The 19,484-nt window shown below is 72.8% G+C and carries 19 protein-coding genes; 6 read left to right on the top strand and 13 right to left on the bottom strand.

The features are described from left to right. Nucleotides 1–147: 147 nt before the first annotated feature. From ACWEVS_RS38415 to ACWEVS_RS38395, 5 genes are all read right to left on the bottom strand, one after another. Nucleotides 148–1,479 carry an MFS transporter gene (locus ACWEVS_RS38415; protein WP_452413631.1) on the bottom strand — a complete coding sequence of 444 codons (1,332 nt, stop codon included), beginning with the start codon at nucleotides 1,477–1,479 and terminating at the stop codon, nucleotides 148–150. After that, nucleotides 1,476–3,149 (bottom strand): amidohydrolase, encoded by a 1,674-nt coding sequence (locus tag ACWEVS_RS38410; protein ID WP_452555656.1) that lies wholly within the window; start codon nucleotides 3,147–3,149, stop codon nucleotides 1,476–1,478. Before ACWEVS_RS38410 ends, ACWEVS_RS38415 begins: the two co-directional genes overlap by 4 nt. 1 nt (nucleotide 3,150) lies before the next feature. Continuing rightward, nucleotides 3,151–4,839, bottom strand: coding sequence for an urease subunit alpha (locus ACWEVS_RS38405; RefSeq protein ID WP_452555654.1), 1,689 nt, complete (start codon nucleotides 4,837–4,839; stop codon nucleotides 3,151–3,153). Continuing rightward, nucleotides 4,836–5,414 carry an urease subunit beta gene (locus ACWEVS_RS38400; protein ID WP_449921786.1) on the bottom strand — a complete coding sequence of 193 codons (579 nt, stop codon included), beginning with the start codon at nucleotides 5,412–5,414 and terminating at the stop codon, nucleotides 4,836–4,838. The genes ACWEVS_RS38405 and ACWEVS_RS38400 overlap by 4 nt, the downstream gene beginning before the upstream one ends. Before the next feature lie 138 nt (nucleotides 5,415–5,552). After that, a complete protein-coding gene (locus tag ACWEVS_RS38395) occupies nucleotides 5,553–6,740 on the bottom strand; it encodes a PucR family transcriptional regulator (RefSeq protein WP_452555652.1) in 1,188 nt (395 codons plus the stop codon). A 178-nt stretch (nucleotides 6,741–6,918) separates the two neighbouring features. On the opposite strand from ACWEVS_RS38395, the gene ACWEVS_RS38390 reads away from it, so the two are divergent. After that, nucleotides 6,919–7,809 carry an LLM class flavin-dependent oxidoreductase gene (locus tag ACWEVS_RS38390; protein WP_452555650.1) on the top strand — a complete coding sequence of 297 codons (891 nt, stop codon included), beginning with the start codon at nucleotides 6,919–6,921 and terminating at the stop codon, nucleotides 7,807–7,809. A 57-nt stretch (nucleotides 7,810–7,866) separates the two neighbouring features. On the opposite strand, the gene ACWEVS_RS38385 is transcribed toward ACWEVS_RS38390, so the two are convergent. The 6 genes from ACWEVS_RS38385 to lxmK form a co-directional block, all read right to left on the bottom strand. Next, nucleotides 7,867–8,769, bottom strand: a complete 903-nt coding sequence (locus tag ACWEVS_RS38385; RefSeq protein ID WP_449921781.1) for a hypothetical protein — start codon at nucleotides 8,767–8,769, stop codon at nucleotides 7,867–7,869. Further along, the gene (locus tag ACWEVS_RS38380) at nucleotides 8,766–9,347 is read right to left on the bottom strand and encodes a flavoprotein (RefSeq protein ID WP_452555648.1); all 582 of its coding nucleotides are present in this window, start codon (nucleotides 9,345–9,347) and stop codon (nucleotides 8,766–8,768) included. The genes ACWEVS_RS38385 and ACWEVS_RS38380 overlap by 4 nt, the downstream gene beginning before the upstream one ends. Further along, a complete protein-coding gene (locus tag ACWEVS_RS38375; RefSeq protein WP_449921777.1) occupies nucleotides 9,340–10,305 on the bottom strand; it encodes an LLM class flavin-dependent oxidoreductase in 966 nt (321 codons plus the stop codon). The genes ACWEVS_RS38380 and ACWEVS_RS38375 overlap by 8 nt, the downstream gene beginning before the upstream one ends. A gap of 74 nt (nucleotides 10,306–10,379) precedes the next feature. Beyond that, nucleotides 10,380–10,517 carry a hypothetical protein gene (locus ACWEVS_RS38370; RefSeq protein ID WP_452555646.1) on the bottom strand — a complete coding sequence of 46 codons (138 nt, stop codon included), beginning with the start codon at nucleotides 10,515–10,517 and terminating at the stop codon, nucleotides 10,380–10,382. Between the two features lie 5 nt (nucleotides 10,518–10,522). Beyond that, a complete protein-coding gene (locus ACWEVS_RS38365; RefSeq protein ID WP_452555644.1) occupies nucleotides 10,523–11,488 on the bottom strand; it encodes a T3SS effector HopA1 family protein in 966 nt (321 codons plus the stop codon). Next, on the bottom strand, nucleotides 11,485–12,573 hold the full coding sequence (gene lxmK / locus ACWEVS_RS38360; protein WP_452555642.1) for a class V lanthionine synthetase subunit LxmK: 1,089 nt from the start codon (nucleotides 12,571–12,573) through the stop codon (nucleotides 11,485–11,487). The genes ACWEVS_RS38365 and lxmK overlap by 4 nt, the downstream gene beginning before the upstream one ends. 443 nt (nucleotides 12,574–13,016) lie before the next feature. On the opposite strand from lxmK, the gene ACWEVS_RS38355 reads away from it, so the two are divergent. Together ACWEVS_RS38355 and ACWEVS_RS38350 are read left to right on the top strand one after the other, a co-directional pair. Further along, nucleotides 13,017–14,360 carry a carotenoid oxygenase family protein gene (locus tag ACWEVS_RS38355; RefSeq protein ID WP_452413645.1) on the top strand — a complete coding sequence of 448 codons (1,344 nt, stop codon included), beginning with the start codon at nucleotides 13,017–13,019 and terminating at the stop codon, nucleotides 14,358–14,360. Between the two features lie 33 nt (nucleotides 14,361–14,393). Further along, the gene (locus ACWEVS_RS38350; RefSeq protein ID WP_452555640.1) at nucleotides 14,394–14,876 is read left to right on the top strand and encodes an SRPBCC family protein; all 483 of its coding nucleotides are present in this window, start codon (nucleotides 14,394–14,396) and stop codon (nucleotides 14,874–14,876) included. Between the two features lie 7 nt (nucleotides 14,877–14,883). On the opposite strand, the gene ACWEVS_RS38345 is transcribed toward ACWEVS_RS38350, so the two are convergent. Together ACWEVS_RS38345 and ACWEVS_RS38340 are read right to left on the bottom strand one after the other, a co-directional pair. Continuing rightward, nucleotides 14,884–15,351, bottom strand: coding sequence for an HPP family protein (locus tag ACWEVS_RS38345; protein WP_449921765.1), 468 nt, complete (start codon nucleotides 15,349–15,351; stop codon nucleotides 14,884–14,886). After that, nucleotides 15,348–16,214, bottom strand: a complete 867-nt coding sequence (locus ACWEVS_RS38340; RefSeq protein WP_452555637.1) for an alpha/beta fold hydrolase — start codon at nucleotides 16,212–16,214, stop codon at nucleotides 15,348–15,350. Before ACWEVS_RS38340 ends, ACWEVS_RS38345 begins: the two co-directional genes overlap by 4 nt. An 82-nt stretch (nucleotides 16,215–16,296) precedes the next feature. Here ACWEVS_RS38340 and ACWEVS_RS38335 point away from each other — a divergent pair, with 82 nt between their 5' ends. From ACWEVS_RS38335 to ACWEVS_RS38325, 3 genes are all read left to right on the top strand, one after another. After that, the gene (locus tag ACWEVS_RS38335; protein ID WP_449921761.1) at nucleotides 16,297–16,824 is read left to right on the top strand and encodes a CGNR zinc finger domain-containing protein; all 528 of its coding nucleotides are present in this window, start codon (nucleotides 16,297–16,299) and stop codon (nucleotides 16,822–16,824) included. Between the two features lie 155 nt (nucleotides 16,825–16,979). Next, nucleotides 16,980–18,146 (top strand): low temperature requirement protein A, encoded by a 1,167-nt coding sequence (locus tag ACWEVS_RS38330; protein WP_452413654.1) that lies wholly within the window; start codon nucleotides 16,980–16,982, stop codon nucleotides 18,144–18,146. A gap of 197 nt (nucleotides 18,147–18,343) precedes the next feature. Then, nucleotides 18,344–19,441, top strand: coding sequence for a VanZ family protein (locus ACWEVS_RS38325; protein ID WP_452555635.1), 1,098 nt, complete (start codon nucleotides 18,344–18,346; stop codon nucleotides 19,439–19,441). Nucleotides 19,442–19,484: the final 43 nt, after the last annotated feature.

Here is a 19,484-nt window from a genome sequence, read left to right as displayed (position 1 = left end):
TTCAGTTCTGTCGTCACACACGGATCTTGGACACCCTCGCTGCATGTTCGCAGCCAGACTCGGAATCCTCAGCCCTTGGAATCAATCATCTAGGCGAGGCCGGGCGGACTCCCGATCAGGGGAAGTCCGCCCATACGGCACGCGGGATCAGCCGGTGACCACGTTGTCCTTCACACGCAGCCGCTCGCCCAGGAACCCGCCGAGCGCCGTGATCAGGGACAGGCCCGCCAGCAGCAGGGCCACCGGCCACGAGGCGCCGCCGCTGGTCTTCAGCAGCGCGGTCGCGATGAAGGGCAGGAAGCCGGTCAGCGCGCCCGCCAGGTTGTAGGCCAGGGCCACCCCGCTGTAGCGCAGGCGGGCCGGGAACAGCTCGGTGAGCAGCGCGCCGGAGACCGCGTAGGCGATGGAGACCACGCCGATGCCGGCCGCCACCGCCAGCACGATCACCACCGGGTTCCTGGTGTCGATCAGCCAGAAGAGCGGGAAGGCGCACACGGCCCCGAGCAGACCGCCCCACAGCGTCACCCGGCCGGGGCCGATACGCTCGGCGACCCGCCCCATGACGAGGATGACCACGATCTCGACGACGGCCGCCGCCAGGGTGGCGTCGACCATGAGGCCGGGGGACATGCCCAGCTGGCTGGTGCCGTAGCTGATCACGAAGGTGGTCAGGATGTAGAAGCCGCCGATGCCCAGGAGCGCCGAGGCGATCGCCACCAGCAGCCGCCGCCACCCCGTGCGGAGGACCTCCAGCGCCGGGATCTTGGCCCGCTCGTCCTGCTTGAGAAGCTGGTCGAACAGCGGCGACTCCTCGACCTTGCGGCGGATGTAGAAGGCGATCGCCAGCAGCGGGAAGGCCGCGAGGAACGGCAGGCGCCAGCCCCAGGAGTCGAACTGCTGCTCCGGCACGAGCAGCGCCAGAGCGAACGCGCCGGACGAGAGCAGGGTGCCGACGGGCGAGCCGATCTGCGGCATGGCGGCGTAGCGGCCGCGCTTCTCCGGCGGCGCGTGCTCCACGGCCAGGGTGACGGCGCCGCCCCACTCACCGCCGACCGCGATGCCCTGGAGCAGCCGGAGCAGGACCAGCAGCGCGGGCGCCCAGACGCCGACGGCCGCGAAGGTGGGCAGCAGGCCGATGCAGCCGGTCGCCACGCCGATCATCACCACGGTGATCAGCAGGGCGGGGCGCCGTCCGATGCGGTCGCCCAGCCAGCCGAAGATGAGGGCGCCGAACGGCCTGGCCACGAAGCCGACGCCGAAGGTCGCGAACGCGGCCATGGTGGCGGCCGTCGGGTCGAGCGTGGTGAAGTACAGCCGGTTGAAGACGATGGCCGCGGCGGTGCCGAAGAGGAAGTAGTCGTACCACTCCAGGGCCGTGCCGACGAAGGCGGCGAAGGCGACGCGGGCCGCGTCCTTGCCGGTCACGACGACAGAGGTGCCCGGCGGAGGTCCGGCGGCGGCATGGCGGGGTGTGTTCATGGGTGACTCCTTGCGGGCGGGAGTGTCGTTGTCGTGCCGGCCGCGATGGCGTCGGCACCGTGGACGCAGGCACCGTCCACGAAGGTCGCGATGACCTCGATGGCGCCGATCCGGTCGCTGTCCACCTCGACGGGGTCGTCGGACAGCAGCACGAAGTCCGCGCACTTGCCTGGGCTGATGCTGCCGCGCCTGGCCTCGTCGTGGCTGGCCCACGCGGCGTCGAGGGTGTAGGCGCGCAACGCCTGCTCCGCGGTCACCCGTTCGTCGGGGGCGAGCACGACGCCGGTGTTGCTGAGGCGCTCGACCATGGACTGCATGCCGAGCAGGGGCGCTCCCGGCGCGACCGGCCGGTCGGAGCTGCCCGGGACCCGGATGCCCCGCTCGAGGAAGGAGCGGTGCCGGTACATCCACGGGGTGCGGTCGGGGCCGAGCGCCTGGGCCATGGTGTCGCCGACGGCGTACAGGAAGCGGGCCTGCGGGACGGGGACCACGCCGAGTTCGGCGTAGCGGTCGAGCTGGTCGGGCCGGACGACGCCGGAGTGCTCGATGCGGTGCCGTACGTCGGCGCGCGGCGCCGCGCGCTGGGCCTCGGCGAACGCGTCGAGAGCGAGGTCGACGGCGCTGTCGCCGATCGCGTGGGCGGCGACCCGCCAGCCGGCCCGATGCGCCGCGACGATCAGCCGGCGCATGTCGTCGGGGCTGTCCTGGTAGACGCCTGCGGCGTGGTCGTGGCCGCAGAAGGGTTCGGACACGGCGGCGGTCCTGCCGATGAGCGAGCCGTCCAGCCAGATCTTCATCGGGCCGAGCCGCAGCCGGTCGTCGCCGAAGCCCGTGCGCAGACCGAGGTCGAGCCCGGTGGTGATGGCGTCGTCGGCGTGCGCGCGCAGCGCGTGCATGTTGTCGGCGGCCACCATGAGCTCCACCCGCGTGCGCAGGCCGCCGCGTTCGCGGGCGATCTGGTAGGCGACGGCCTCGACCGGGCTGCGGCCGATGAGGCCGAGGCCGATCCCCGCCTCCACGACGTGGGTGAGGCCCTCGGCGGCGTAGACGGCGCTCGCCCGGGAGATCGCCTCCGCGAGCTCGGCCACGGGGTACGGCATGACGAGGGCGGACACCAGGCTCTGGGCGCGTTCCTGCAGCAGCCCCGTCGGCGCGCCGCCGGGATCGCGGACCACCACGCCGCCGTCGGGTTCCCGCGCGGTGCCGTCGAGCACGCCGGCCATCCGCAGCACCTCGCTGCTGACCGCGCACATGTGGCCGGAGCGGTGCTTCAGCCATACCGGCCGCCCACCGGCCGCCCGGTCCAGCCCGTGGCGGTGGGGGTGGGCGCCCATGACCGTGTCGTCGTAGCCGGAGCCGACGATCCATGCGCCGGCGGGCAGTCCCGCCGCGCGGCGGGCGACGGCGTCGTACACCTGGTCGAGCGTGGCCGCACCGGCGAGGTCGAGCTCGCCGAGGGACTGGCCGAACCAGGCCATGTGGTTGTGGGCGTCACCGAACCCGGGGACGACGACGGCTCCCGAGCAGTCGAGCGTGGTGCGGGCGGGAAGGTCCTCCACGTCGTCGTCGAGGCCGACGACGCGCCCCGCGAACACCCCGAGGGTGCGGGCGCGTGGCCGCAGGTCGTCGACGGTACGGATGCGGGCGTTGCGCAGCTTGAGATCGAGCATGTCAGGCCAGGTTCTGCAGGCGGGTCAGCGGCAGGTCGGCGGCGTGGTGGATGTCCACCGGGCGGCCGTCCACCAGCACGGGGTCGGGTGTCGTCGGGACGCGCACGTCGGGCACGGCGCTGTTGGCGACCATGTCGTCGCAGGTGAGTCCCCGGCTGTCGCGCAGGGCGGTGTAGCGGATGCCGGAGGGCAGGGCCGCGCGGGCGGCGCGGTCGTCGAGGCAGGCCCCGGAGACGAAGACGGTCGACAGCCGGCGCGGGGCCGCGCCGAGCCCGCCGAAGTACGGCTTCATCACGCGGGGCTGGGTGAGCCGTGTGGAGCCCGAGCCGGAGCCGGACAGCCCCCAGGCCACGAAGCCCGACTTGAGCACCAGCTCCGGCTGGGCGCCGAACGTGACGGGCCGCCACAGCACGATGTCGGCGATGCTCCCGGGCCGCAGCGACCCCACGTCGGGGGTCATGCCGTGGGCGATGGCCGGATTGAGCGTGATCTTGGCCAGGTACCGCAGCACCCGGGCGTTGTTGACGACGCCGGGGCCGGTCTCTCCGGCCAGCGTGGCCTGCACGTGGGCCACCTGCCAGGTACGGCGCGCCGTCTCGGCGATCCGGCCCATGCCCATCGAGTCGGAGTTGACGATGCTGATCGCGCCGAGGTCGTGAAGGGCGTTCTCGGCGGCGATGGCGTGCTCGCGCACCCGGCCGGCCGCGATGGACAGATCGCTGTCCACGCCGTGGTGGCCGCGGTGGACCGTGAGCGTCATGGGCAGCAGCTCGGCGACGGTCGCGGCGGTCAGGGGCAGCGTGGGCGTGGTGGAGGAGGTCAGGACGTGCGGCTGGGAGACGATCTCCAGGAGGTCGGGGTGCCCGCCGCCGCCCTCGACGTGGTAGGCGTGGACGGTCCGCCCCCGTGTGGCGTCGAGGGTGTCGGCGAGGTTGCCCGACTCGTTGAGCGTGTCGGTGTGCAGCGCGACGGGCAGGTCCGCCGCCTCCGCGACGCCCAGGCAGGTGTCGACGATCCGGGGGGTGGCCCCCCAGTCCTCGTGGATCTTGAATCCGCCGGCTCCGGCGAGCACCGCCCGTTCCAGCAGGTCCTGCGAGGACGACGAGCCGCGGGCCAGGAACGCGACGTTGACCGGCGTGTCACGCCAGGCCTCGATGAGGGTGTGCAGGTTGTAGGCGGGGTTGGCGCCCACGTCCCACACGCCGCCGATCCCCATGCCCACCAGGGAGGTGACGCCGGCCGACAGCGCGGCGGGCACGACCTCGGGGCTGGACAGGTGCACGTGGGAGTCGACCATGCCGGGCGTGGCGATGAGCCCCTCGCCGGTGATCATCGCGGTGTGCGAGTCGACGACCAGCTCCACACCGTCGGTGGCCTCCGGGTTTCCCGCGCGTCCGATGCCGACGATCCGGCCGTCCTTGATGCCGATGTTGGTCTTGCGGACGCCGATCAGCGGGTCCATGACCACGACGCCGAGGATGACCATGTCCAGGGCGCTGTCGCGGGGCGCGCGGCCGGTGACGAGCAGCCCGTCCCTGGCGGTCTTGCCGCAGCCGCCCAGGAGCTCCTCGCCCGGCTCGGTGTCGTCGGCCTCGACCTCCACCCACAGGCCGGTGTCGGCGAGCCGGATCCGGTCGCCGGTGGTCGGGCCGTACAGGGACGCGTACGCGCGCCGGGACATCCGGGTCATCGGGTCCCTCCCCGGGCCACGACGGTGACGGTACGGCTCTCGCCGGGCGCGAAGCGCTCGGCGGTTCCCGCGGGAATGTCCAGCCGGTGGCCGCGGGCGGCGTCGCGGTCGAACGCGAGCGCGGCGTTCGCCTCCTCCAGCGGGAAGTGCGAGGAGACCCAGATCGGCCGGTCGCCGGTGTTGGCGATCTCCAGGGCGGCGCGCGGGCGGCCGGGAGCCAGCTCGACGTGGTCCCCGGCGGCCAGCACCGCGCCGGGCCCCGTGGGGTCCGCGGGGCCGAACGGCTCGGCGACGTGCACCAGACTGGAGCCGTGCGGGAAGAGCGCTTCCACCTGGAGGCTCGGGACGGCCTCGGCCACGCCCGGCAGCAGCCGGTCGGGCGGGATGATGCCCGGCACGCGCTTGAGGATGGTCTCCAGCGGCGTGCCGTCCCAGGCCATTTCCAGGATCTCGTCGCACACCAGGGCGATGGACTCGGTCGCGCCGAGGAGCGCGCCGCGAGCCAGCCGCCGTCGGGCGAGCTCGGCGGCCGCGAAGAGCGTCAGCCTTTCCTGCTCGCGTGGAGTGAGATGCATGGATGGTCCCCCGAAATCGTGGCCGGCGGAGCGGCCGGCTTAGGGCATGCACAACACAATGCGCGATGAACCATGCACGAACAATGACGAAACGCTCCGTCATGCGGCGCCGCAGGTGTGCATCTGCACAACCGGGGGTCAGGGGGCGCGATGGCGCGCGCAGTGCAGGGCGAACAGCACGGTCGCCGCGTCGACCGGGCTGGTCGGCTGGTAGCCGGTCAGCTCGGCGAACCGGTTCAGCCGGTTCAGCACCGTGTTGCGATGGCAGTACAGCTCGCGGGTGGTCGCCGCGATCGAGCCCGACCGGCAGTACGCGGTCACCGTCTCCAGCAGCCGGTCACGCTCGTACGGCGGCAGCGGGTCCAGGCCGGACAGCACCGAGTCGGCCAGCAGCCCGGCGATCGGGCCCAGCCGGGCCGCCGCGACCGGCATCCACGCGTCGCCCAGCGCGACGGCGCCGGTCGCCCCGCCGTCCATCGTGGCGGCGATCGCCTCGGCCACCCGCACCATGTCCGGCACGCCGGACAGCCCGGCCGCCACCGGCGCGAGCGCGCACGGCACGTCGTGCAGCCATCGGGACGGCACCGCGCGAGCCGCGCGCGGCAGCTCGGCGATCAGGACGAGGAAGCCGTTGTGGTCCTGCAGGTGGGTGACGCCGGCGGTGAGCCGCGACGCCACGGCGCCGCGCAGGTCCTGCTGGAATTCCTGCGGCGCCACCGCGACCGCGAACCCCGACGTCGCGCGGACCTGGAGCAGGGTCGCCACCTGTGCCACGAGCTGCGGATCGCGGCCGTCGGACGACAGCAGTCTGCCGACGAGCGCGGTGCGCTCGCGCTCCTGGCGGCGGGCGAGGACGGCGACCTCGTCGAGGTAGGCGGCGTGCACGTTCACGGTGTGGAACTCCACGGCGTTCCAGACCCGTACGGCCGAGCGGGTCAGCTCGGGCAGGTCCGCTGGTGAGATGCGCTCCAGGAAAGCGGTCCACAGCACCCGGAAGTCCATGCGCACCGCCTGCAACAGCCGCTCGAGCGGCACGCCCTGGTGGGCGCGGTGGCGGCCGAGCCGGGCCGGCACCTCGCGCAGGTCGTCGCTCACCGGAAGGCCGCCGATCAGCCGCAGCAACAGCTCGAAACAGGCGCGGGCGGTGTCCCGCAGTTCCTCGGCCGAGACCGTCCCCTCGTAGCCGTCGAGCGTGGCGACGTTCGGGATGTAGCGGCTGACCAGCTCGTCCACGTCGTCCAGGCAGTCGCGGACGAGCGCGCGCAGCTCCTCGGAGGCCGGTGCGCCGGTGTCGTCCCGCCCGTCGACGTTCGGGGGGTTGTGCATGCGCCCATTATCAGCACCGCCATATGGCGTTTTGTCCTAATTTGTCATGCAATGCGGCAAACATCAGGCGGGGTGCCGGGATTCGGACCGGAGGTGAGCTTTGTTGTAGCCGACCGGAAACTAGAATTCCCGAGATCATCGGTGTCGCTCCCCGGAGCGCCGCAGAAAGGTGGCTGACGTGACGCCCCGGTTCGGTATCCAGCTCGCGCCCGACGCCGCGAGCATCAACGCCATCCGCGACCTGGCCCGGCTCGCCGACCAGGAAGGACTCGACCTGCTCGGCGTCCAGGACCACCCGTACGCCGCCGCGCACGCCGACGCCTTCGCGCTGATGGCCACCGTCCTGGCCGAGACCGAGCGGCTGCGGGTCTTCCCCGACGTGGCCAGCCTGCCCCTGCGCGGTCCCGCGATGCTCGGCAAGACCGCCGCGACCCTCGACCTGCTGAGCGGCGGCCGGTTCGAACTCGGGCTGGGTTCGGGCGCCTTCTGGCCCGCGATCACCGCCATGGGCGGGCCGTCCCGTACCTCTCCCGAGGCGTTGCGGGCCCTGGAGGAAAGTATCGAGATCATCCGCGCCATGTGGCGGCCGGGCGAGAACGTGCGGGTGAAGGGCGAGTACTACACCGTCGACGGCGTGCACGCGGGCCCCGCCCCCGCGCACCAGGTCGGCATCTGGGTAGGCAGCGTCGGGCCGCGCGCCCACGCCCTGACCGGACGGCTGGCCGACGGCTGGGCCGCGCCGATCCCGCACTACCTGCCCTACGAGAAGTGGCGCCCCTCCCAGGACCTCATCGACAACGCCGCCCGCGACGCCGGGCGCGACCCGGCGTCGATCACGCGGATGGCGCAGCTGGTCGGCGACATCACCGAGACCCGGGGCGCCGCCGTACGGCTGGAGGGCGAGACCCCGATCCGCGCCACCGCGGAGGAATGGGCACAGGTGCTCGCCGACCTGGCCACCGAGACCGGTTTCGACACCTTCGTCTACTGGCCGGAGAACCCCGACGCCACCCAGCTCCTGCGGTGGGCTCGGGAGGTCGTCCCCGCCACGCGCGCTCTGCTCGCCTGAAACGCGTCCCTTCGGCACTCCGCCGCGTCCCGGGCAGCAGGACGATCACGTCGGCCGTCAGCTCGGGACCAGCCGCCCGGCCTCCGCCGCGTCGATCACGTCGGCGACCATCCTGAGGTAGTCCACGAGGATGTCGTGCCATTGGAGGTAGGCGGCGAAGTCGTGCGCGTGGCTCAGGAAGCGCACCGTCGCGCTCCTGCCCACGGCGGCCAGGTCCAGGGGGGCGGCGTACCCGTCCAGCACGCGGCGGATGAGGGCGTCGTGGTCCAGCGCGCCGTTGCCGAACCGGTCGGTCAGCTCGCGGAACTCCACCAGTTCCCCGACGAGCCAGCCGACGTCGGACTCCGGCGCGCCGGCGCTCAGGTTCTCCCCTGTCAGCAGGGCGCCGTCGTGGTCCGGCGTCAGCGGCAGGAGAACGCCGAGGCTGGGGGCGCCGTGCAGCAGCGCGCGCGGCCGTTCCGGCGCGCACCACCCCGCGACCGTGGCGGTCCGGGTCGGGCCGAGGATCTCGGCCGCGTGCCGGCGCAGCTTCGGCGCGGCGCGGGGCCCTTCCCCGTTCCGCAACCAGGACAGCAAACGCCGCGGGCCCTCAGGGGGCCGCAGGTCGGCCGGTGGCAGGGGTGTCGCGTGCAGCCGGGCGAGGGTCGCGCCGGTCTCCGCGAGGGTGTCGGCGGCGATCCGCGCCACGTCCGGGTGTCCCTTGCGGAAGACACCCGCGAGGGTGGTGGCCTGATCGGTCCGGTAGGCCATCCCGGCGCCGTCGCCGCGCACGGGGAGAGTGAGTCTGACCCGTCCTGGCGGCACCCCCCGGACGGCCGCCAGCACGGCGGGATCGGGCATCCGCATCGCGTCACGCCGATCGGGTCCTGGCCGCCGGGTCCACACGTAGCCGTCCTCGCCGTTCCTGACGATCGTGGTGCGAAGGAAGCCCGAGCCGAAGGACTCGACCGTCTCGCTCATGAACCCTTCTCCTCGCGTCGCCGTTCCACCTGCTCGATCAGGGTGGAGAGCGGGGCTGCTCCCAGGCCGTCCCGCTTTCTGGTGTGGGTGCTCAGCGTGGGAACGGGGTCGGCGACCACGACGTTGGGCCGGGCCTCGAGCGCCGCGAGGTTCTGCCGGTAGGCGTACGAGCCGGTGGCGCCGGGCGGAAGGGCCGGCGCGATCCCGATCAGCGCGGAGGTGCACTGGAGCGCCAGCAGCACGGGCGTGTCGCCGAGGCCGTTGGCGAACCGGCTCAGGAAGTGGTAGGTCGCCGGGTGGACCAGCACGGTGTCCGGCCAGGTCGCGTACTCCACGTGCGGCGAGGTCGGCTCCGCGGTGTCCGGCCAGACGTCGAGCGGCACCTCCTTGCCGGTGATGGCGGCGACCGCCTGCCGGGTCACGAAGCGCTCCGCGCTTCGGGTCAGCACCACCCGGACGTCCAACTGCTGGTAGCCGTGCCTCAGCCAGTTCAGCCAGTACGGCAGGAAGGCGGCGCCGAGCGACCCGGTGGCGAGCACGAGCAGGCGTTCGGCGCGGAAGGGCGGCACGCTACTCATCGGCGTCCACCATCGCGCCGAGGATCTGCTCGGCGTCGGCCAGCGCGGCCTTGTACCCCTCGGTCCGCATGACGCCCGCCGGGTTGAGCACGATCTCGTCGACGCCCGCCTCGCGGTAGTCCCGCAGGCGCTCGGCGACCTCCTCCGGCGTGCCGTACACGTAGACCCCAGACTCCACCAGGGCCGCGGCGCCGGCGTCCGGGTCGGCGGGGTCGGCGGGCACCCCGGCCCGCCTCAGCATGTCGGTGTAGTGGGGGGCCCGCAGGTGGGGCCCCGCGCCCGCCAGCGCGAGCCTGCGCGGGTCGCGGCCGGCGTCGGCCAGCGCCACGTGCACGACGGCCGCGACGCGGGGCACCGAGCCGCGCCCCGCCGCGCCCTCCGACAGGGCGGGGATCAGCGTGTCCCGCACGTAGCAGGGCGGCGTCATCCAGGTGATGGCCACGTCCGCGACGGCGCCGGCCTTGCGCGCCATGCCGGGGCGCAGCACGCCCAGACCCACCTCGACGGGCGCGTGCTTCATCGGGGGAAGCGCCCCGCCGGCCACGCACGCCTCGCAGGCGTGCCGGGAGACCCCGCCGTCGAGGACGCCGCGCATCGCCTCGGCGTACCCGGCCGCGGCCGTCGCGGGCCTCTCGTACGGCGCGCCGCGCAGCGCCTTGACCAGCTCGGGGGTGGCGGCGCCGTACCCGGCGACCACCGGCCGGCCGGTGAGCACCGCGAGGCTGCGCGCCTGCGCCGCCGCCTCCATCGGGTGGCGCAACGGCATCAGCGTCACGCTCAGCCCGGACGCCACCTTGATCCCCCGGCCCGCCAGGTAGGCGATCGTCTGGTGGGACTCGGCCATCACGGACTGTCCCATCCAGAGCCGGCTCGCCAGGCCGCCGGCCACCAGCTCCCCGAAGGGCACGACCACGTCGGGATGCGCGGGCTGGAACGGGAACAGCAGCGCGGGAGCCATGAAACCTCCTCGGTGAATGTCACTCCCGATCCGAGGCGGTGTCGCGGGCCCACGACACCGCCACGGCGATCACGTCAGCAACCACCGTCGAGGGTCAGCGTGCACAAACTGGTGATGATGATGTCTATGTAGTCGCCACCATCCGAGGCCTTCGCGACCTCGGACAGCGAGGTGTAGGCGCCGGCACCCCTCATGAGGGTCTCGATCGACATGTCGTTCACCTCCTTTCCTGGATCTCGTGGGTTCCGGGCCCGGGTTCGGGCCCGGAGGTCTCGAAGGGGAGCACCGGCGAGCCGAGGTTGCGGTGGACCGCGCCGGGCACGACCCCCGCGTCCCGCAGCGCCTCGATCACCGCGTGCTCCCGGTCGCCGCCCTGCTCGGCGTGGGCCAGCAGCCCGGCGGCGACGGCGTGGGAGCGGTGCTCGCCGAAGCTCAGCCCGCGCATCCCCGGCCGGGGATCGCGCGGCTCCCATGCCCAGCCGACGCCGGGGCCGAGCTCGGCGACGTAGACGGACAGGTCCCGGCGCAGCCCTCCGGCCGCGGCCGCGGCCCGCGCGACGTCCGGTACGGCATGCCACGAACGCCGCCCCAGGTAGACGACGATGCTGTCGCGGCGCGGGTAGTGGGCCCGGGCGGAGAGCACCTTGGCCCGGTAGGGCAGCCGGAGCTCCTCCAGCCGGGCGAGCATCGCGCCCCACAGCCCGGGTGCCGCGTCGGGCGAGTCGGCTCCGGCGTACACCCGCACGCACACGCCCTCCTCCATGCCGTGCCCCAGCGATCCGTTGACCAGCAGGAAGCCGGGCGACAGCGCCGGCATGACGGCCGGCAGGGTGACCCAGCGCGACAGCCCGCCGTCGGCCTCGGCGTCGAACCGCGCCTCCGGGACCAGCACGCGCACGCCGTTCAGCCGGACCACCCCGGCTGATCCGGGCTCCACGGGGGCCAGGACGCGGGTGCCGCTGTGCGGGACCATCGCGCGGAGCGCGTGCTCGAAGCCGGGGTCGCGGGACAGCCGGCGCGGCCGGCCCTCCCTGGGCGCGCCTCCGGTGTGGAAGGCCTCGTACAGCGCGTCCGCCAGGGCCGTGCGCAGCGCCTTGGGGCTGCCGGCGGTGATCTCGCGGTCGTCCACGGTGGCCGAGGTCAGGTCCGCGCCGACGCGCACCCGGTCGAGTGCCCGCATCATCGCCCGCCTCCCAGGCCCAGGGTGGTGACGAACCCGGCGGGGTCGAGCAGGAGCCCGCGCCCGACCCCGGCCGCGGCGCGCTCCAGCGGCGACAGCCGTCCGCGCTGGTGGCCGGCGGCGATGACGCGGTCGATCAGGTGCCAGCCGGCGAAGCCCGCCGCCCTGGCCGCCAGCTCGTGGTCGGCCGGCGCCTCCGGCCTGGCCTGGAGATAGCCCGACCAGAAGGACTCGACGGACGGCCGCAGCGCCTCGAAGCGGCGGGCGCCGTTGGCGACGACCTCGCGGTCGCTCACGAAGTCGTCACTGCCGGCCATGCCGAGCACGCCCCGGTAGAGCCACTCGCCGGCGAAGGCGCCCACGTCGCGCGCGGCGTCGGCCAGCCTGGTCTCCTCCCAGTCGGTCAGGTGAAGGGTGCCGTCGTGGTGGAGGAACTGGTCGAGCCGGATGTCGCAGTGCATCAGGACGCGGGGGGCGCGCTTCTCCCACCGGGACAGCTCGTTGATCGCGTCGACGACCGCGGGGTCGTTGTGCAGGATCGCCCACGCCTCCAGCTCCGCCCCGCTCGCGGCCGCGTAGACGCTCAGCGGGAGCGCCGACAGGCGGCCGAGCGGCGGCAGCGGCGGCTCCGAGGTGTCCTCGGCCACCGCCGGCGGGGCCTGGAGGGTGTGGAGCGTTCCGATCTGGACGCCGGCCGCGCGGGCGAGCTCCCAGGTGAAGGCGTCCTCGGCGGCGAGGTCGGCTCCGCTGCGGGCGTCCTCCAGCAGGGTGAAGGCCATCAGGCCGGACGCGGCGTCGCCGCCCAGGAGCCTGGGCGCGTTGATCGCCGCATGCCCGTCGAGCAGCGTGCTCATCGCGCTGGACCGCGTCACCTTCCGGCGGACCAGGTCCGCCTGGCCGAGGGTCTTCTTCACGAAGACCGGGACACCGGCGTCGGTCACGCCCGCCCAGCTGTCGTTGCGGCCGAGGAACGCGGTGACCGCGTCCTGCCGCAGCGTTCCCAGACCGAGCCTCCGGAGGAACGCCGTGACCTCGGGCACCTGGTCGAGCGGCACCGGCGGCCGCGTCGGCCGCTCACGTACCGCCATCGCGGGCTCCCGGGACAGGGGCCGAGGGCGCAACCCGTACGCGTTTCCTGTGCATGGTTCCGTCTCCCCGTCATCGGAAGGGACGTCTGCGATCAACCCGACGGAACATGACCTCATCACGGTCTCCTGACGGCCATCAAGGCATCGAGATGGCGACTTCATGCCGTGCTGGGAGCGACCGCAGTCGCGGGTGGCTGGGACGAAGGCAGGCGTTCGACGGGGGTTTTCGCAGGTCACGTCGGATGAAGCGGTCGGGAGGCGCGCGAGCCCGTTGTGCCGGGGCACAAGCGTGTTCGGCACCGGTTGACGCCCTTCGGTGATGCTTGCATACTTTAGTTATAGCTTCTAACTAGCGAAAGGAGCTGTCGCCATGGTGCCTTCGGCGCCGGGCGGCGGCCCCCACCTCCTGGCGGCGACCGTCGCCCGCTGAAAGGACGCACCTGGTGAACACGCCCTACCTGACCGGTCACTACGCCCCCCACGTCGACGAGATCACCGCCCGTGACCTGGTGGTCGAGGGCAGCCTGCCGGTCGAGCTGAACGGCCGGCTGGTCCGCAACAGCCACAACCCCAAGCCCGGCGTGACCCCGACCCACTGGTGGAAGGGCAGCGGCATGGTCCACGGCATCCGGCTGCGCGACGGCAGGGCGGAGTGGTATCGCAACCGCTGGGTGCGGACCCCCGCCCTGGACGGCGCGCCGTACATGACCGAGAGCGGCCCGGACCTGACCGCCAGCACGGCCGGCACGCACGTGATCGAGCACGCGGGCAAGCTGCTGGCGCTGTGCGAGGCGAACTACCCGTTCGAGCTGACCGCCGAGCTGGAGACCGTCGGCGCCTACGACTTCGCCGGCAAGCTGACCACGGTGATGACCGCGCATCCCAAGAGCGACCCGGTCACCGGTGAGCTGCACTTCTTCGGCTCCTCGCCGTTCCCGCCGTACCTGACCTACCACGTGGCCTCGGCGGCGGGCGAGATCGTGCTCAGCGAGGAGGTGCCGGGGGCGACGGCCTCCCTCAAGCACGACTTCGCCATCACCGAGCACTTCGTGGTGTTCGTCGAGGGGTCGGTGACCTTCGACCACACCGAGACCTCCGGCATCCCGTACGCGTGGAGCGACGCCCAGGCCACGCGCATCGGCGTGATGCCGCGTGGCAAGGGTGGAGCCGCGAAGGTGCGGTGGTTCGACGTCGAGCCGGGCAACCTGCTGCACACCGCCAACGCCTACGAGGACGCCCAGGGGCGGATCGTGGTCGAGGGCCCGGCGATGGACCGCGCGGGTTTCGAGCAGTCATGGAAGTGGTGGGCGGGCCTGCCCGGACGTGGCGTCGTGCCGAACTCGCGGTCGCTGACCCGGCGGTGGACCGTGGACCTGCGTGCCGGCACGGTCGCCGAGGAGGTCGTCGACGACCTGGTGGTGGAGTTCCCGACGATCAACGACGACCTGCTCGGCCGCGAGCACCGCTACCACTACGCCGTCTCCTTCCCTGACGAGCGCGGTGTGGGCGGCTACGGGGTGGTCAAGTACGACCGGGCCACCGGTGGCCGCCAGATCCTGCCGGTCGGCGACGGGCGCCTGCCCAGCGAGGCGGTCTTCGTGCCCGCCCAGGGCGCGACCCGCGAGGACGACGGCTACCTGCTGGCCGTCGTCAGTGACCTGCACGCCGACGCCTCCCAGCTGCTGGTGCTGGACGCCACCGACCTGAGCGGGGCGCCGGTGGCGACCGTGCACCTGCCCCGCCGGGTCGTGGCGGGCATCCACGGCTCCTGGATCGCCGACAACTGACACCCCGCCATCACCGACAGCGAAGGATCCCCCATGGACATCGACCTCCAGGCCCCCGTCATCGTCGAGCACCAGACCCTCGTGCGCGCCCCGCTCGACCACGTCTGGCGGCTGCACACCGACATCGACGCCTGGCCCACCTGGAACACCGGCATCGACACCGCGGCCCTGCGACAGGAACTCGCGGTCGGCGCGGTCTTCGACTGGGAGACCCACGGCCTGGGCATCAGCTCCACCGTCGCCGAACTCGTCCCGCGGCGCCGCATCGTCTGGGGCGGCCCGGCCCACGGCATCGACGGGGTCCACGTCTGGACGTTCGAGCCGGTGGACGGCGGGGTGCTGGTGCGCACCCGCGAGTCCTGGGCGGGCGCCCCCGTCGAGGCCGACCCCGAGGGCATGCGCGCGGCGCTCGACGCCTCGATCCGTGCCTGGCTGGCCGACCTCAAGAGGACGGCGGAGCTGGGCACCGACCTCAAGAGGACGGCGGAGCTGGGCACCGACGAGCCGCGACTGTGACCGGCCGTCACCGCCAGGAGGCCGGGTAGCGGTGGCCCGGCAGGATCCGGCCGAGCACCACGCCGCCCGCGATCACGACGGCGCTGGCCGTGACCACCGGGCTCAGCAGGAACAGCGGCGCGGGGGCGGTGAGGCCGACGAGCGCCGCGGTGGCGCCGGCCGGCGGGTGCGGAGCGCGCAGCAGCATCATCGGCGCCGTGGACAGCGCCGCCGCGACCGCGGCCGTCCACACCGACGGGCCGGCCAGCGCGGTGAGCACGAGCGCGACGACCGTCGCGCTGACGTGCCCGAGCACGATGCTGCGCGGCTGCGCGAACGGCGCGCTCGGCGCCAGCGCCACGATCCCGGCGGTCGCCGCGAACGGCAGCGCGAACAGCGCCAGCCCGGTGAAGCTGGTGACGGCGGCCAGCAGCAGTAACCCGGCCAGGGCGGCCAAGGTCGCCGTCAGCACGCTCTTCAGCTGGACCCCGTTCATAGCGAGGTTCGCAGCGAGCGGAGGAAGTCGCGGATCAGGGCGGCGCTCTGCTCCAGTTCGGTCGTGAGCGGGAAGTGGCCGGCGTCCAGCAGGTGGATGCGCGCCTGCTTGAGATCGCGGGCGAAGGCGCGCGCGCCGTCAGGACCGAAGATCTCGTCGTTGCGTCCCCAGACGGCCAGCAGCGGCGGCTGGTGGGTGCGCAGGTAGTCCTGCCATTCCTGGTAGCGGGGCGGGTTGGTGCCGTAGTCCAGGAACAGGGCGAGCTGGATCTCCTGGTTGCCGGGCCGGTCGAGGAGCGCCTGGTCGAAGGCCTCCTTGTCGGGGTTGACCAGCGAGGTGTCGGGCACGCCGTGGGTGTACTGCCAGTGCGTGGCGTCCCGGGTGAGCAGGCCGCGCAGGGCGTCGCCGTTCTCCTTGGACGGCTCGGCCCAGTAGGCCCTGATCGGCTCCCAGAAGGGGGTCAGGCCCTCCTCGTAGGCGTTGCCGTTCTGGGTGACGATGCCGGTGATCCGCTCGGGGTGGCGCACCGCGAGACGGAAGCCCACGGGGGCGCCGTAGTCGTGCACGTAGACGGCGTAGCGGGTCACGCCGATCGAGTCGAGCAGCCGGTCGACCACGTCGGCGAGGTGGTCGAAGGTGTACTCCCAGTCCTGCGCGGAGGGCGCCGAGCTGTGCCCGTAGCCGGGGTAGTCGGGCGCGACCAGATGGAACTCGTCGGCCAGCTCGGCGATCAGCTCCTGGTAGGCGATCGACGAGGTCGGGAAGCCGTGCAACAGGACAAGCGTGGGCGCCGAGGGGTCGCCGGCCTCACGGTAGAAGACGTCAAGCCCGTCGATCACCGCGGTGCGGTACGCGATCGTCATCATTAACTCCCTAAACGAGGTTTGATGGTTAAGTGATAGCATGGCCGACGTTAACCGGTCAACTCATCTTGAGGGGTTAGTTTTGAGGATCCGGCCGCTCCGCGACGAGCCCCTGGGGCTGGACCTGGTCGACACCGTCTGGGTGGAGAACGGGGCGCTCGTCGACCAGTTCGACACGCCCGAAGGGGTGCTGGCCTGGCTGGCCGACCACGACCTGCCCGGCGGCGACGACCTCGATCGGGTCCGAGACCGCCTGACACAGGCCAGGGCCGCCATGCGCGACCAGCTCGAAGGACGCGGCTCCGCGCCGCTCAACGCCGTGCTCTCCCACGGCGGCCGGCGGCCCCAGATCGGCGACGGCGGGCCGTACGAGAAGCTGGTGCTTGACGACCCGTCCTGGCACTCCGCGTGGACGGCGGCCGCCGACCTGGTGCGCGAGCTGGGCGAGCGCCCCGAACGGGTACGGCCCTGCGGCAACCCGCGGTGCGTGCTGTGGTTCCTCGACGTGAGCAAGAACCGCAGCCGTCGCTGGTGCCGGATGGACGTGTGCGGCAACCGGGCCAAGGTCGGCCGCTACAACCAGCGCCAGCGGGCTTCCGGACAGGCCTGACGCGAACATCAGGGGGCCGGTGTCACTAAGGTGTGCCGCATGTCGCTCCTGATCGATGTCCGGCGCAGCGCCGGGCCTGACTCCTTATCGCAGACGCCTGCGCCCGAGCCCGCCGCCGGGGCCCGCGGCGCCCGCCAGGAAGGCGTCACGCCCCGATGAGCGTGCTGCGCCTCCACGCGGAGGGCCCCAGGGTCGCCCCCTTCGAGCTCTTCTTCGACCTGGTCTTCGTCTTCGCCGTCACCCAGCTGTCCCACCTCCTGCTCGAACACCCGACAGCCGGGGGCGCGCTGCAGACGCTGTTCCTGATGCTGGCCGTGTGGTGGGCGTGGATGTACACCGCGTGGACCACCAACTTCTGCGACCCCAACCACCCGGTGATCAGACTCACGCTGGCCGGGCTCATGCTGGCCAGCCTGGTCATGGCGGCCGCGGTGCCCGAGGCGTTCGGCGACCGGGCGATCTGGTTCGCGTGCGCCTACGTGGCGATCCAGATCGGCCGTACCATCGTGGTCGCGCTGCTCACCCGCGGACACGCGCTGCAACGGGTGTTCCTGGGGGTCGGGTTCTGGTTCGCCCTCTCCGCGCTGTTCTGGATCGCGGGCGCGATCCTCGGCGGCACCGCGCAGGCGGCGCTCTGGGTGGTCGCGCTGCTGATCGACTATGGCGCGCCGGCGGCCGGCTTCCGCACCCCCGGGCTCGGACGTTCCACCACCACCGAGTGGACGATCGACGGCGGGCACATGGCGGAGCGCTGCCAGCTGTTCGTCATCATCGCGCTCGGCGAGTCGATCCTGGTCACCGGCACCACGCTGGCCGACGCCAGGACCGACGCGCTGACGTTCGTCGCCTTCGCCGTCTGCCTGCTCGGCAGCATCGCCATGTGGTGGGTGTACTTCGACCTCACCGCCGACCTCGCCGCGGAACGCATCGAGAGCTCCGACGACCCCGGACGCCTCGGACGCTCCGCCTACACCTACATGCACATCCCGATGGTGGCCGGCATCATCGTCTCGGCGGTCGGCGACGAACTGGTGATCGCGCACCCCGGCGGGCACTCCAGCCCCTGGACCGTGCTGATGGCGCTCGGCGGGCCCGTGCTCTACCTGGCCGGGCACACGATGTTCAAGCGGGCCGTGTTCGGCGCCCTGTCGACCGGCCGGATCGTCGCGATCGGCGTGCTGTGCGCGATGGTCGTCGTGGGGCTGCTGGTGCCCGCCGTCCCGCCGCTCGCGCTGACCGTCGCCGGGCTGCTGGTGCTGGCGGGCGTCGCCGTCTGGGACACGCGCGTCTTCCGCCGCTCACAGGCGGAGCCGGTGACCTGACCCCATCTCCTCGCCGCCGCCCCGGCCGGGTGCGGCGGCGAGGGCTCTCGGGCGCCCCGCTTCCCCGTGCACGGCGTGCGTCTTCGACGCGGTCGCGTCGACGAACGGGCGAGCACGGCGGCAGAGGACATGTGGGGCGGATGCGGTCTATGCGGAATTTAGGGCGATATGTCCTTTCTGGCTAGACTCCGCCCCTTGTGGAGATCTACCTGACCCAGGCGAAAATCGCCTTGCTGCTCGCCCCGCTGGCCATCGCGTTGCTGCTGCTGCCCTTCGTGTCCCGGCAGTACGGCCGTTTCGGGCGCATCGGGCGATGGTCGGGGTTCGTCACGGCGATGCTCGTCCTGTACGCCTGCGGCGTGGTGGCCTTCACCCTGTTCCCGCTGCCCGAGGTGACGCCGGACTTCTGCGCGATCCGGCAGAGCCTCGCGACGCCGCGCTGGCAGCCGCTGTCGAGCGTCCAGGACGTGATCAGGGAGAACGCCGGACAGGGCCTGTTCGCCGCGCTGTACAGCAGGTCGATGCTGCAGATCGTGTTCAACGTCGCCCTGTTCGTGCCACTGGGCTTCCTGCTGCGCTACCGGCAGCGGCTCGGCCTGCCGCGCACCCTGCTGATCTCCTTCGCCGGTTCGCTGGCGATCGAGCTGACCCAGCTCACCGGCCTGTGGGGCCTCTACCCCTGCGCGTATCGGCTGTTCGACCTGGACGATCTGATCATCAACACGGCCGGCGCCGGACTCGGCTGGGCACTGGGGGTCTCGGCCGCCCGGCTGCTGCCGGATCCGTGGCCCGCGCCCGTCCCGGACCTCGCGCCGCCCACCATCGGACGGCTGACACTCGCCATGCTGCTCGACGGCGTGGTGTGGTTCTTCGCCTCCCCGCTGTTCGGGCTGCTCGCCGTCCAGGCCCACGGGCTCCTCACCGGCGGCCCGATGCCCGCCGACGCCCTCCTGCGAGACCTCCTGCCCGGCCTGTCGTACGCGGTGACCGGGCTGGTCATCTTCATCCTCATCCCGGCCGCGCGAGAGGACGGCGCCACACCGGGCCGGGCGTCCGTACACGTCACGTTCCGCGACGCGCAGACCGGACGGCCCGCCCCGGCGCTCCGGCGCCTCGCCCGCTCCGGCGCGCCGTACCTCGCCCTCCTCGCGGGTGCGGTCGTCGGCGGCGCCGTACCGGCCCTGGGCCTCCTCGTCGTCCTGGAACTGGAACGCCGCGGCGTCATGGCCCGGTGGACCCGCACGCGCATCGTCACCCGAGCCGCCGCCCGCACACCCGCCACCGCCCCGCGCTGATCCCAGTGAACGCGAGAATCTGGACCAGTAGGCTCCCTGCGAT

The organism is Nonomuraea sp. NPDC003754 (assembly GCF_053605785.1).
The sequence above is the reverse complement of the archived record's forward strand: the minus strand, read 5'-3'. Positions and strand labels throughout refer to the sequence as shown.

What these genes read in the sequence shown, in the direction of transcription:
- ACWEVS_RS38415 (WP_452413631.1), bottom strand. Translation starts at nt 1,479, where the DNA reads ATGAACACACCCCGCCATGCCGCCGCCGGACCTCCGCCGGGCACCTCT.
- ACWEVS_RS38410 (WP_452555656.1), bottom strand. Translation starts at nt 3,149, where the DNA reads ATGCTCGATCTCAAGCTGCGCAACGCCCGCATCCGTACCGTCGACGAC.
- ACWEVS_RS38405 (WP_452555654.1), bottom strand. Translation starts at nt 4,839, where the DNA reads ATGACCCGGATGTCCCGGCGCGCGTACGCGTCCCTGTACGGCCCGACC.
- ACWEVS_RS38400 (WP_449921786.1), bottom strand. Translation starts at nt 5,414, where the DNA reads ATGCATCTCACTCCACGCGAGCAGGAAAGGCTGACGCTCTTCGCGGCC.
- ACWEVS_RS38395 (WP_452555652.1), bottom strand. Translation starts at nt 6,740, where the DNA reads ATGCACAACCCCCCGAACGTCGACGGGCGGGACGACACCGGCGCACCG.
- ACWEVS_RS38385 (WP_449921781.1), bottom strand. Translation starts at nt 8,769, where the DNA reads ATGAGCGAGACGGTCGAGTCCTTCGGCTCGGGCTTCCTTCGCACCACG.
- ACWEVS_RS38380 (WP_452555648.1), bottom strand. Translation starts at nt 9,347, where the DNA reads ATGAGTAGCGTGCCGCCCTTCCGCGCCGAACGCCTGCTCGTGCTCGCC.
- ACWEVS_RS38375 (WP_449921777.1), bottom strand. Translation starts at nt 10,305, where the DNA reads ATGGCTCCCGCGCTGCTGTTCCCGTTCCAGCCCGCGCATCCCGACGTG.
- ACWEVS_RS38370 (WP_452555646.1), bottom strand. Translation starts at nt 10,517, where the DNA reads ATGTCGATCGAGACCCTCATGAGGGGTGCCGGCGCCTACACCTCGCTG.
- ACWEVS_RS38365 (WP_452555644.1), bottom strand. Translation starts at nt 11,488, where the DNA reads ATGATGCGGGCACTCGACCGGGTGCGCGTCGGCGCGGACCTGACCTCG.
- lxmK (WP_452555642.1), bottom strand. Translation starts at nt 12,573, where the DNA reads ATGGCGGTACGTGAGCGGCCGACGCGGCCGCCGGTGCCGCTCGACCAG.
- ACWEVS_RS38350 (WP_452555640.1), top strand. Translation starts at nt 14,394, where the DNA reads ATGGACATCGACCTCCAGGCCCCCGTCATCGTCGAGCACCAGACCCTC.
- ACWEVS_RS38345 (WP_449921765.1), bottom strand. Translation starts at nt 15,351, where the DNA reads ATGAACGGGGTCCAGCTGAAGAGCGTGCTGACGGCGACCTTGGCCGCC.
- ACWEVS_RS38340 (WP_452555637.1), bottom strand. Translation starts at nt 16,214, where the DNA reads ATGACGATCGCGTACCGCACCGCGGTGATCGACGGGCTTGACGTCTTC.
- ACWEVS_RS38330 (WP_452413654.1), top strand. Translation starts at nt 16,980, where the DNA reads ATGAGCGTGCTGCGCCTCCACGCGGAGGGCCCCAGGGTCGCCCCCTTC.